The sequence below is a fragment of the Xenorhabdus ishibashii genome (genome assembly GCF_002632755.1).
GTDB classification, from domain to species: Bacteria; Pseudomonadota; Gammaproteobacteria; order Enterobacterales; family Enterobacteriaceae; genus Xenorhabdus; species Xenorhabdus ishibashii.
The window spans coordinates 148,635-160,860 of the sequence record NZ_NJAK01000002.1; the positions used below are offsets into that span (position 1 = coordinate 148,635).

The 12,226-nt window shown below is 44.6% G+C and carries 12 protein-coding genes; 9 read left to right on the forward strand and 3 right to left on the reverse strand.

Annotated elements, in window-relative coordinates; genetic code table 11:
* Nucleotides 1–37 precede the first annotated feature (37 nt).
* The 6 genes from aspS (at nucleotide 38) to ruvB (ending at nucleotide 5,384) form a co-directional block, all read left to right on the forward strand.
* Complete coding sequence (gene aspS, locus Xish_RS16310; RefSeq protein ID WP_099118883.1) at nucleotides 38–1,807, forward strand: aspartate--tRNA ligase; 1,770 nt, start codon at nucleotides 38–40, stop codon at nucleotides 1,805–1,807.
* On the forward strand, nucleotides 1,807–2,241 hold the full coding sequence (gene nudB, locus Xish_RS16315) for a dihydroneopterin triphosphate diphosphatase (protein ID WP_099118884.1): 435 nt from the start codon (nucleotides 1,807–1,809) through the stop codon (nucleotides 2,239–2,241). Before aspS ends, nudB begins: the two co-directional genes overlap by 1 nt.
* Nucleotides 2,242–2,279: 38 nt before the next feature.
* Nucleotides 2,280–3,023, forward strand: coding sequence for a YebC/PmpR family DNA-binding transcriptional regulator (locus tag Xish_RS16320; RefSeq protein WP_099118885.1), 744 nt, complete (start codon nucleotides 2,280–2,282; stop codon nucleotides 3,021–3,023).
* Between the two features lie 119 nt (nucleotides 3,024–3,142).
* Nucleotides 3,143–3,664, forward strand: a complete 522-nt coding sequence (ruvC, locus tag Xish_RS16325) for a crossover junction endodeoxyribonuclease RuvC (protein WP_099118886.1) — start codon at nucleotides 3,143–3,145, stop codon at nucleotides 3,662–3,664.
* A gap of 78 nt (nucleotides 3,665–3,742) precedes the next feature.
* Nucleotides 3,743–4,360, forward strand: a complete 618-nt coding sequence (ruvA, locus tag Xish_RS16330; RefSeq protein ID WP_099118887.1) for a Holliday junction branch migration protein RuvA — start codon at nucleotides 3,743–3,745, stop codon at nucleotides 4,358–4,360.
* 16 nt (nucleotides 4,361–4,376) lie between these two features.
* Nucleotides 4,377–5,384 carry a Holliday junction branch migration DNA helicase RuvB gene (gene ruvB, locus Xish_RS16335; RefSeq protein ID WP_099118888.1) on the forward strand — a complete coding sequence of 336 codons (1,008 nt, stop codon included), beginning with the start codon at nucleotides 4,377–4,379 and terminating at the stop codon, nucleotides 5,382–5,384.
* A gap of 111 nt (nucleotides 5,385–5,495) precedes the next feature.
* Here ruvB and znuB read toward each other — a convergent pair whose 3' ends face one another.
* Both znuB and znuC read right to left on the reverse strand, forming a co-directional pair.
* Nucleotides 5,496–6,281 (reverse strand): zinc ABC transporter permease subunit ZnuB, encoded by a 786-nt coding sequence (znuB, locus tag Xish_RS16340; protein WP_099118889.1) that lies wholly within the window; start codon nucleotides 6,279–6,281, stop codon nucleotides 5,496–5,498.
* Nucleotides 6,278–7,060, reverse strand: coding sequence for a zinc ABC transporter ATP-binding protein ZnuC (gene znuC / locus Xish_RS16345; protein ID WP_099119125.1), 783 nt, complete (start codon nucleotides 7,058–7,060; stop codon nucleotides 6,278–6,280). The genes znuB and znuC overlap by 4 nt, the downstream gene beginning before the upstream one ends.
* 52 nt (nucleotides 7,061–7,112) lie before the next feature.
* Between znuC and znuA the strand changes: the two genes are divergently transcribed.
* From znuA to lpxM, 3 genes are all read left to right on the forward strand, one after another.
* Entirely contained in the window at nucleotides 7,113–8,090 is a 978-nt protein-coding gene (gene znuA / locus Xish_RS16350; RefSeq protein WP_099118890.1) for a zinc ABC transporter substrate-binding protein ZnuA, read from the forward strand.
* 20 nt (nucleotides 8,091–8,110) lie between these two features.
* Entirely contained in the window at nucleotides 8,111–9,433 is a 1,323-nt protein-coding gene (gene mepM, locus Xish_RS16355; RefSeq protein WP_099118891.1) for a murein DD-endopeptidase MepM, read from the forward strand.
* 122 nt (nucleotides 9,434–9,555) lie between these two features.
* Complete coding sequence (lpxM, locus tag Xish_RS16360) at nucleotides 9,556–10,524, forward strand: lauroyl-Kdo(2)-lipid IV(A) myristoyltransferase (RefSeq protein ID WP_099118892.1); 969 nt, start codon at nucleotides 9,556–9,558, stop codon at nucleotides 10,522–10,524.
* 101 nt (nucleotides 10,525–10,625) lie between these two features.
* Here the strand turns inward: lpxM and pyk are convergent, their stop codons facing one another.
* Complete coding sequence (pyk, locus tag Xish_RS16365; protein ID WP_099118893.1) at nucleotides 10,626–12,068, reverse strand: pyruvate kinase; 1,443 nt, start codon at nucleotides 12,066–12,068, stop codon at nucleotides 10,626–10,628.
* Between the last annotated feature and the right edge of the window lie 158 nt (nucleotides 12,069–12,226).

Here is a 12,226-nt window from a genome sequence, read left to right on the forward strand (position 1 = left end):
AGCAGAAAGCATAACGAGCTGAGTAAAAGGATATTGTATGCGTACTAATTATTGTGGGCAGTTGAACCTGGCCGATGAAGGCCAGAAAGTGACTCTTTGTGGGTGGGTAAATCGTCGCCGTGATTTAGGTGGCTTGATCTTTATTGATATGCGAGATCGCGAAGGTATCGTTCAGGTCTTTTTTGACCCAGATCAGAAAGAGGTCTTTGCTCAGGCTTCTGAACTGCGTAATGAATTTTGTATTCAAATTACGGGAATTGTGCGTGCGCGCCCTGATAACCAAATTAATAAAGATATGGCAACTGGCGAAATTGAAGTTTTCGCAGAAAGCCTGATGGTTTTCAATCGCTCGGAGCCGTTGCCATTGGATAGCAACCAGAATAACAGCGAAGAGCAGCGCCTGAAATACCGCTATCTTGATCTGCGTCGCACTGAGATGTCGCAACGTCTGAAAACCAGGGCAAAGATCACCAGTTTTGTGCGTCGTTTTATGGATACTGCGGGTTTCATCGATGTTGAAACGCCAATGCTGACCAAGGCAACGCCAGAAGGTGCGCGTGACTATTTAGTACCAAGCCGTGTGCATAAAGGTGAATTTTATGCACTGCCACAGTCCCCGCAGCTTTTCAAACAGTTGTTGATGATGTCTGGCTTTGACCGTTATTACCAGATTGTGAAATGCTTCCGCGATGAAGATTTACGTGCCGATCGTCAGCCAGAATTCACCCAGATCGACGTTGAAACCTCGTTTATGACCGCTGAACAAGTTCGCGAAATCATGGAAAAAATGATCCGTGAATTGTGGCTGGATGTGAAAGATATCGAGTTGGGCAGCTTCCCAATTATGACATTCGAAGAAGCCATGCGCCGCTTTGGTTCAGATAAACCAGATTTGCGTAACCCTCTGGAATTGGTGGATATTGCCGATCTGGTTAAAGACGTGGAATTCTCTGTTTTTGCCGAACCCGCAAACAATCCTAAAGGCCGTGTAGCGGTAATTTGTGTTCCGGGCGGAGCGGAGCTGAGCCGTAAGCAAATTGATGAGTACGGTAAATTTGTTGGCATCTATGGTGCGAAGGGTTTGGCATGGATGAAAGTTAATAACCGTGCTGCTGGCCTGGAAGGGGTACAAAGCCCGATTGCTAAGTTCCTGTCTGCGGAGGTAGTTGAGAGCTTGTTGTCCCGTACCAATGCCCAGGATGGTGATATTCTGTTCTTCGGTGCTGATAAGAAAAACATTGTCACTGATGCGATGGGAGCGCTGCGCCTGAAACTCGGCCGTGACTTGAATATCACCGATTTGGCAAGCTGGAAACCGCTGTGGGTGATTGATTTCCCCATGTTTGAAGAAAACGGAGAAGGTGGTTTGACGGCAATGCATCATCCATTTACGTCTCCGCGTGATATGTCGGCGGTTGAGTTGGAAAACAATCCAGAATCCGCCATTGCGAACGCTTACGACATGGTTATCAATGGCTATGAAGTGGGTGGTGGTTCTGTCCGTATTCATCGTAATGAAATGCAGCAGGCTGTATTCCGCATTTTGGGTATCAATGAACAAGAACAGCAGGAGAAATTTGGTTTCTTGCTGAATGCTCTGAAATACGGTACACCGCCACATGCGGGATTGGCTTTCGGTTTGGATCGCCTCGTCATGTTGCTGACTGATACCGATAATATTCGTGATGTGATCGCTTTCCCGAAAACAACGGCAGCGGCTTGTTTAATGACTGATGCACCAAGTCCGGCGAATTCAGCGGCGTTGGAAGAACTGGCTATTTCAGTCGTTAAAAAAGAGAACGCATAATGGCTTATAAGCGCCCTGAATCTGTATTGGTTATGATTTATGCCGTTAACAGCAAAAGGGTGCTGATGCTACAGCGACGGGACGATCCTGAATTTTGGCAATCTGTGACAGGTAGCCTTGAAAAGGACGAAAAACCGCGGGAGGCGGCGTTACGTGAAGTACAGGAAGAGGTAGGCATTGATATTATCAATGAAAATCTTGAACTGAAAGATTGTCAACGCTGTCTTTATTATGAGATTTTCTCACACTTGCGACATCGATATGCTCCAGGGGTCACGCGGAATAAAGAGCATTGGTTCTCTCTCGCATTACCTGAGGAGCGAGCGATTTTGCTGACTGAGCATCTGGCTTATCAATGGTTGGCGGCGGAAGAAGCGGCCAAATTGACGAAGTCATGGAGCAATCGGCAAGCAATTGAAGAGTTTGTAATTTAGTCTTTTAGTCTACAAGACGTTTTATCGGAGATATTTTCATGGCAGGTCATAGTAAATGGGCCAATACGAAACACCGCAAAGCGGCACAGGATGCCAAACGCGGTAAGATCTTTACTAAAATTATCCGTGAATTGGTCACGGCTGCGCGATTGGGTGGTGGTGAGCCAGATTCCAACCCACGTTTGCGCGCTGCCGTCGATAAAGCGCTATCCAACAACATGACGCGTGATACGTTGAATCGCGCAATTGCCCGTGGTGTTGGTAACGACGAATCAGATAACATGGAAACCATCATTTATGAAGGCTATGGTCCTGGTGGTACAGCGGTGATGGTAGAGTGCTTGAGTGATAACCGTAACCGTACTGTTTCTGAAGTTCGTCATGCGTTCACCAAAACAGGTGGTAACCTGGGAACGGATGGCTCTGTTTCTTATCTGTTCACCAAGAAAGGGGTTATTTCTTACGCACCAGGTCTGGACGAAGATGCGGTGATGGAAGCCGCATTGGAAGCAGGTGCTGACGATGTTGAAACGTATGATGATGGCGCAATTGACGTCTATACTACTCCAGAGTCTTTCGGGAGTGTTAAAGATGCATTGGATGCAGCAGGCTTTAAGGCAGATTCCGCAGAAGTTTCTATGATCCCATCTACGAAAGCGGAACTGGATGCAGAAACTGCGCCTAAATTACTTCGTCTGATCGATATGCTTGAAGATTCTGACGACGTGCAAGAGGTTTATCATAATGGTGAAATCTCTGATGAGGTTGCAGCACTGCTGTAACTAGCATTAGGGTTCACAGCGTAGAGAAAGTGTTCTTTCGATCAGGGCACTTTCTCTAACGTTTTTATCCCATATCACAGACGAGCCAATTGCGGCGAAATTTAAGCGAACAATTCGATATGGCGATTATTCTTGGTATTGACCCTGGCTCCAGAGTCACGGGATATGGCGTTATTCGCCAGCAGGGACGGCAACTTATCTATCTCGGTAGCGGTTGTATTCGAACAAAAGTAGATGACTTACCCAGTCGTTTGCAGAAGATCTACGCCGGAATTACTGAAATCATCACCCAATTCCAGCCCAGCGTTTTTGCAATAGAGCAAGTTTTTATGGCGAAAAATGCGGATTCAGCCTTGAAATTAGGGCAGGCGCGTGGTGTGGCCATTGTCGCGGCCTCTAACCAATCCATACCGGTATTTGAATATGCCGCCCGTCAGGTTAAACAGACCGTGGTCGGTACGGGTGCGGCTGAAAAAAGCCAGGTTCAGCACATGGTACGTTCGATGCTAAAATTGTCTGCCAATCCGCAGGCCGATGCCGCTGATGCTTTGGCGATTGCTATTACCCATTGTCATCTCAGCCAAAACCTGCTTCGGGTAGGTGATGCGCGGTTAAATTTAACGCGAGGTCGCCTGAAATAGTTTATGCTGGATATACGTCCAGCCTTTTTTGTGTTATAAGCTAGCGGAACGATTTATTTTATTTTCAGGGGGTAAACAGTGATAGGGCGTTTGAGAGGAACTGTGTTGGAAAAACAACCACCGTTGGTTTTATTGGAAACGCACGGTGTCGGTTATGAAGTTCATATGCCAATGACCTGTTTTTATGAACTGCCTGAAATTGGTCAGGAAGCTATCTTATTTACCCAATTTATTGTACGTGAAGATGCTCAGTTATTATACGGTTTTAATGATAAACAAGAACGGGCGCTTTTCCGTGAGCTGATTAAGGTCAATGGTGTTGGGCCTAAATTAGCGTTGGCAATCCTTTCGGGTATGTCTGCCCAGCAATTCGTTACAGCGATAGAGCAGGAAGCCATCACTTCACTGGTCAAATTACCAGGTGTTGGTAAAAAAACGGCTGAAAGATTAGTCGTAGAGATGAAGGATCGTTTTAAGGGGCTGAATGGCGATCTGTTTAGTCAAAATAGCGATATCAACTTGCCTGCGGCCACCAAACAAACGAATTCCGCTGCCGATATTGAGGCAGAAGCGGCAGCGGCTCTGGTTTCTTTGGGGTATAAACCACAGGAAGCCAGTCGGATGGTAAGTAAGATCGCTAAGTCGGGTGCAGATTGTGAAACCCTTATTCGAGAAGCGCTTCGTGCGGCTCTGTAATCACAGGAGTTAAGTGATGATTGAAGCTGACCGTCTGGTTTCAGCAGAGGTTCTGCAAGATGATGAAGCCATTGATCGTGCTATCCGGCCGAAATTCCTGTCTGAATATGTTGGGCAACCCCATGTTTGTGAGCAGATGGAAATTTTTATCCAGGCGGCACGTCAGCGTGGTGATGCATTGGATCACTTATTAATTTTTGGTCCCCCTGGGCTAGGTAAGACCACACTGGCAAATATTGTTGCAAATGAAATGGGAGTTAACCTGCGTACCACATCGGGCCCAGTATTGGAAAAGGCAGGGGATCTTGCCGCTATGCTCACTAATCTGGAACCCCATGATGTGCTGTTTATTGATGAAATCCACCGTTTATCGCCGGTTGTGGAAGAAATTCTTTATCCGGCAATGGAAGATTATCAACTGGATATTATGATTGGTGAAGGGCCAGCCGCCCGCTCCATCAAGATTGATCTCCCCCCGTTTACTTTGATTGGCGCGACTACACGTGCAGGCTCTTTAACTTCACCATTGCGTGATCGGTTCGGTATCGTACAGCGTCTTGAATTTTATAATGTTGATGATTTGCAGAGCATCGTTTCTCGCAGTGCACGTTATATGGGATTAGATATTTCAGATGATGGTGCAAGGCAAATCGCAATGCGTTCCCGTGGTACTCCCCGTATTACCAATCGATTATTGCGTCGTGTACGTGATTTTGCTCAGGTGAAAGGTGATGGCACGGTTGATAGTAATATTGCATCCCAGGCTCTGGATATGCTGAATGTCGATTCGGCCGGATTTGATTATCTTGATCGTAAATTGCTGATTGCCATTATTGATAAATTTATGGGTGGCCCCGTTGGCTTGGATAACTTGGCAGCGGCGATTGGTGAAGAACGAGAAACTATCGAAGATGTGCTGGAACCTTTCCTTATCCAGCAAGGATTTATTCAACGAACGCCACGCGGGCGTATTGCAACCAATCATGCTTATCGACATTTTGGATTGAGCAAGGAAGATATGTGACATCTTTCACCATGAAACAAAGGTTATAACTTAACTAAATTATAACCTTTGTGAGTTTTATTTGAGTTGCTGCTAAAAGGCAGTAAATTGAAAGGCGAAGGGGGATAAATATCAGCTTCTTGCTTTGCCTGTTAAACTCAATGCAAATAACACTGCCGAACAAAGTACAACGGAAGGCCCTGCTGGGGTGTTATAAAACGCCGATAACGTTAATCCGGCCGTAACAGAAAGCATACCGACAATAATGGCAAAAACTGCCATTTGTTCAGGTGTGCGGGAGAAACGACGGGAGGTAGCAGCAGGGATAATCAGCAGGGAGGTGATAATTAACGCCCCGACGAATTTCATTGCCAGCCCAATAGTTAATGCTGTCACTAACATCAGCAGGATACGCAGACGTTGAATTTTAATGCCATCGACAAAAGCCAAATCTTGGCTAACGGTCATTGATAGCAGGGCGCGCCATTGCCATGTCAGTAATCCAGTAACAATCGCGACACCGGTTGCAATCAGCCAGAGATCTTCATAAGTCACAGACAATAAATCGCCAAATAAATAAGCCATTAGATCGACCCTTACACTGGTCATAAAACTAACGACGACTAAACCCAGCGACAGGGCACTGTGAGCCAGAATGCCTAATAATGTATCAACTGCTAATTGTGGGCGTTTTTCCAGCCAAACTAAAAGAGTGGCCAGGATAAGTGTAACTGCAATAACCGCATAAAATGGATTGACATTCAGTAAGAAACCGAATGCAACACCAAGTAGTGATGCATGAGCCAGTGTATCGCCGAAATAGGACATTCTGCGCCAAACGACAAAAGAACCAAGAGGCCCTGCGGCAATTGCCAAAAAAACACCGGCGAGCCAGCCGGGAAGCAGTAATTCAATCATTGACCTGTTCTCCCACTATTTTTCAAAATAATTTTCCCTTTCAGATCATGATGATGATTGTGATGGTGGCGGTAGACGGCCAGTTGTTCTGCTCCATGATGCCCAAACATTGCGATAAACTCTGGGTGCATTGACACCACTTCTGGTGTACCAGAGCAGCAAATATGTTGATTAAGGCATAAAACTTCGTCTGTTTTCGCCATTACTAAATGCAGGTCATGAGATACCATAAGTACGGCGCAATTAAGCTCTGTCCTGATTTGATTGATTAAATCATACAGCGCCAGTTGACCATTGACATCAACGCCTTGTGTTGGTTCATCGAGGACCAAAAGCTGAGGATGGTTAAGCAGGGCTCTGGCGAGTAACACTCGCTGAGTTTCTCCACCAGACAGCTTTTGCATAGGTTGTTCCAGTAAATGAGCAGCCTTGACTCGATTTAATACCGGTATGATATCTGCTGGTTTCACATTGGGCCTTAGCATCATGAAACGCTTAACAGTCAAGGGCAGGGTGGGATCAAGGTTAAGTTTTTGCGGAACATAACCAATTCTCAACGCGGGACTCTGTTCGACAGTGCCCGAAGTGGGTTGGACTAAACCAAGAACGATGCGAACCAGAGTCGATTTTCCCGCACCGTTTGGGCCGATCAGCGTCAGGATTTTCCCTTGCTTGAGATTGAATGAAATATTGTTTAATACCTTGCGGTTACCAAATTCAACCGTAATGTTTTTTAGGGTAATCATAGTTGGCGAGTTAAAAGTGTATTGCAGAATCATTGAGATGTTATAATATAACATTACTCGATTTTCTGCATGGAATATTCATATTATGTTACACAACTCACAGAAATACGCGCATAAATTTTTTCATAAAATCGCATTAGCTGCTGTGTTAGCGGCAGGAATGAATTGCTCGGCGCAGGCAGATGTTGTTACATCCATTCGTCCATTGGGTTTTATTGCTGCTGCCATTGCTGATGGTGTGACAAATACTCAAGTACTTCTGCCTGATGGTGCTTCCCCACATGATTATGCGTTACGACCTTTGGATGTACGAAAAATTAATCAAGCCGATTTGGTTGTGTGGATTGGCCCAGATATGGAAACCTTTTTGGCGAAACCAATAGCTAAAATTGAACGGAATAAACAATTGTCACTGGCTGAATTATCTACCATTAAGCCATTATTATTGAAAAATAGTGAAGAATTGAAAGATAGTGAAGTTGGTAATGGTTCTGGCGCTGAATCATATCAGCATAAACACGAGGAAGATCATGAACACCATCATCACGGTGAATATAATATGCATATTTGGCTTTCTCCAGAGATTGCGGAAAAAGCCGCTCAGGCAATATATGATCAGCTTATTGAACAATATCCTCAACAAAAACAGCAATTAGAAGTAAACCTACGTAAATTCAATGGACAGCTTGCACAAACTGATAAGAATATTACTCATCTTTTAAAGCCCATAAAAAAGCAGGGTTATTTTGTTTTTCATGACGCATATGGCTATTTTGAAAAACATTACCAATTGGCTCCGCTAGGTGTTTTCACGGTTAATCCTGAAATACAACCTGGAGCGCAGAGATTACACAAAATACGAACACAATTGGTTGAGCAGAAAGCAAAGTGTATTTTTGCTGAACCACAATTCAGGCCAGCCGTTATTCATGCCGTAGCAAAAGGTACTGATGTACGTATTGGAATACTTGACCCTTTAGGAAGTGGTATCGCATTGGATAAAGATAGCTACATGAAATTTATAACTCAACTATCAAAACAATACGCGAGCTGCCTGAATTAGTACAATAAGGAATTTTATTAGTGCAGCAGATAGCTAAAACTATCGTTCTGGTATACAACAACCTGCCCAAACCACACAAGATCATGCTTGGATCTTTAACGCTAGTCACTCTGGCTATCGCAATATGGCGGCCTGTTGCTTACCATGAACGAGAAGAACGAACAGGTAGCATTATTCTCAGTACTCCCGATAGCGTTCCAGATGCAACGGATGATGTTGATGTTGCTGGGGATGCTGATGAACAACTCCCCAATGAAGGTATTGAGGATGATGATGGCAGTTCTGTTGATACAGCGGCCAATGTTCCGCACCAATATGTTGTCTCTAATGGTGATACCCTGAGTTCGATTTTAACTCAGTTCGGAATTGATTCTTCTGATGTTGCTTTATTAGCAAATCAATATAAGGTCTTGCGTAATTTAGGTATTGGTCAGTCATTATCGTGGACTACTGACGATAATGGAAATTTAAAAACGCTGACATGGGATATATCACGTCGTGAAACTCGCGTTTATACCCGAGAAGGGGATACATTTAACGAAAAGCAAGAGTTTCAGAAAGGAGAGTGGAAGAACAGTGTTATCACAGGTACAGTTGATGGTAGTTTTAATGGTAGTGCCCTGATTGCCGGACTAACAAGCAGTGAAGCCAGAGAAGTGACAAAAGCACTGCAATGGCAGATAGATTTCCGCAAATTACGTAAAGGTGATCGTTTTTCTGTGCTGATGTCCCGTGAAATGCTTGATGGAAAAAGTGAACAGAGCCAGTTATTGGGTGTTCGTTTACAAAGCGGTGGTAATGATTACTATGCTTTCAGGGCTGATGATGGACGTTTTTACGACAGTAATGCTTCCGGTCTTGAGCGTGGCTTCTTACGTTTCCCTACAACTAAACAATTCAGAGTATCTTCCTCTTTCAACCCACATCGCTTAAATCCGGTAACGGGCAGAATTACAGCGCACAAAGGAGTTGATTTTGCCATGCCAGTAGGAACTCCCGTTCTGGCAGTAGGTGATGGTGAAGTCGTTGTCGCCAAATTTGATGGTGCGGCCGGTAATTTCATCGCTATTCGGCATGGACGTCAATATACAACGCGATACATGCATTTGAGGAAAATATTGGTAAAACCAGGTCAGAAAGTGAAACGGGGTGAGCGTATTGCGCTATCTGGGAATACAGGGCGCTCAACTGGCCCACACTTGCACTTTGAATTCTGGGATAACCAGCGGCCGGTGAATCCGCTCACTGCGAAACTACCACGTTCTGGTGGTCTGAGTGGCAAAGAACGTACAGAATATGTAGCAATGGTTCAAGAGATTAAACCTCAGTTGTTGCTGGATTAAGTGCATCAACTTCCGATTATTGACAGATATAAAAGCGGATGATTACTATCATCCGCTTTTATATTATTTTTGTTGTAAACTTGTGCCTTGAAAGCAAATGTTGGGATCATCAGAGTTAGCTCATGAATAAAGAAAAAGATACAGATAGTAAATTGGGATATATCCCCAGGTTTCATCGAGCTTATTTACATCCCCGTTATTGGGGGCTTTGGGCTGGTGTCGGAATATTAGCAGGATTGTCTTATGTCCCTGTAAAATGGCGTGATCTATTTCTAGCCAAGATAGGTGTTTGGGTGGGCAGAAAGGCGAAAAGTGCTCGTCGCAGGGCAAAAATCAATTTAATTTACTGCTTTCCTGAACTAACGGAACAACAGCACGAAGAGCTGATTGATCGCATGTTTGCCACCGCACCTCAATCATTTGTTATGCTGGCGGAGATTTACCTCAGGGGAGCAAAATCGACACTTGAACGAACCCAATGGCATGGCGAAGACATTATTCAAACCTTAGAGACACAAGGCGTGAATGTGATTTTTATGGTTCCACATGGTTGGTCTATTGATATTCCCGCGATGTTATTGGCTGCGCGTGGCCAAAAAATATCAGCGATGTTTAACCATCAAAACAATCCTGTGGCTGATTACTTATGGAACAAAGTGCGTTGCCACTTTGGTGGTCGCTTGCATTCCCGTGATGCGGGAATCAAACCCTTTATCTCTACAGTGCGTGAAGGCTTTTGGGGATATTACTTGCCTGATCAGGATCATGGTGAAGAACATAGCGAATTTGTCGAATTTTTTGCCACTTATAAGGCTACACTGCCTGCACTTGGGCGCTTAATGAAAGTTTGCCGTGCGGCCATTGTTCCGTTATTTCCGGTTTATAATTGCCAAACCCATCAATTGGATATTTATATTCGTCCACCCATGAATGATCTTGCAGGACAGGATGATGCTTATATTGCTCGCCGGATGAATGAGGAACTGGAGGAGTTGGTTAAGCCGAATCCTGAACAATACACTTGGATTTTAAAATTGCTTAAGACACGGAAAGAAGGGGATATTGAACCTTATAAAAGAGAAGATCTTTAGGTATCCTTGTTTGTTCACTTAATGGACAAAGCGTGGCCTTATTGAGAACTTAAAAATAAGGGGCAGTATACTGCCCCTTATCATTTTTTATGAGTAATTGATTATTCTACTTCAAGTACGCGACAGGTATTGGTACTGCCAATAGTTCCCATCTGATCACCTTGGGTCACGAGTACCAAATCCCCAGAGATGAGATAGCCCTTATCGCGCAGGCGGTTCACTGCTTCATTTGCCGCAGCAATCCCATCAGTATGCGAGCTGCAATAAACAGGTGTAACTCCACGATAAAGGGCGGTACGGTTTAAGGTCGATTCATGGCGAGACATGGAGAAAATAGGCAGGCCAGAACTAATGCGAGACATCATGCGAGCTGTGCGGCCAGATTCAGTCATGGCAATAATTGCTTTGACACCTTTTAGATGGTTGGCTGCATACATAGTAGACATTGAAATCGCTTCTTCAATGCTGTCAAATGTAATATCCAGGCGATGTTTGGAAACATTGATACTTGGCATTTTTTCCGCGCCAAGACAGACCTGTGCCATGGCGGCAACGGTTTCCGCAGGATATTGACCTGCCGCTGTTTCAGCAGAGAGCATAACAGCATCAGTACCATCCAGTACCGCATTGGCAACATCCATGACTTCGGCACGCGTTGGCATTGGGTTGGTGATCATGGATTCCATCATTTGCGTGGCAGTAATCACGACACGATTCAGTTGGCGAGCACGGCGGATCAATTTTTTCTGTACACCAACCAGTTCAGGATCACCAATTTCAACACCGAGATCACCACGAGCGACCATAACAACATCTGATGCCAGAATAATTTCATCGATAACTTCGTCACTGCTAACCGCTTCTGCTCGCTCAACTTTTGCGACGATTTGGGTTTCACAGCCTGCATCTCGTGCGAGACGGCGCGCATAATTCAAGTCTTCACCTGAGCGAGGGAAAGAAACAGCAAGATAATCAACACCAATTTTGGCTGCTGTAATGATATCTTCCTTATCTTTTGCCGTCAGGGCTTCGGCTGATAACCCGCCACCTAATTTATTGATGCCCTTATTGTTGGAAAGTGGGCCTCCTACGGTCACTTCCGTGGAGACTTTCATTCCCTGAACATTCAGGACTTTCAATTGAACACGCCCATCATCTAATAGCAGGATATCACTAGCCATTACATCAGACGGCAAGCCCTTATAGTCAATACCGACTTTTTCTTTATCTCCTTCTCCCTTACCCAGATTGGCATCCAGCAGGAATTTATCCCCAACATTCAGGAATACTTTTCCTTCTTTAAAGGTGGATATGCGTATTTTGGGTCCTTGAAGATCACCGAGAATGGCAACATGACAACCTAAACGGGCAGCGATTTCACGCACTTTATTAGCACGTTGGATATGATCTTCCGCAGTGCCATGAGAGAAATTAAGGCGGACGACGTTGGCTCCCGCTTGGATAACTTTTTCTAGATTGTCGTCACGATCTGTAGCTGGGCCAAGTGTAGTGACGATTTTTGTTCTTCTGAGCCGTCTGGACATGTATTACTCCGTTGACCTATGAAGTATACCCTTTGTCTTTCAAATTCGAAATTCATCAGGTATATGAGTTTTCGATTACTGTAGGGTAATCATTTAATTTGTTGATTATTAACCTCATACTGCGAATATGCAGATGGGGAACAGTCTACATATGCTAT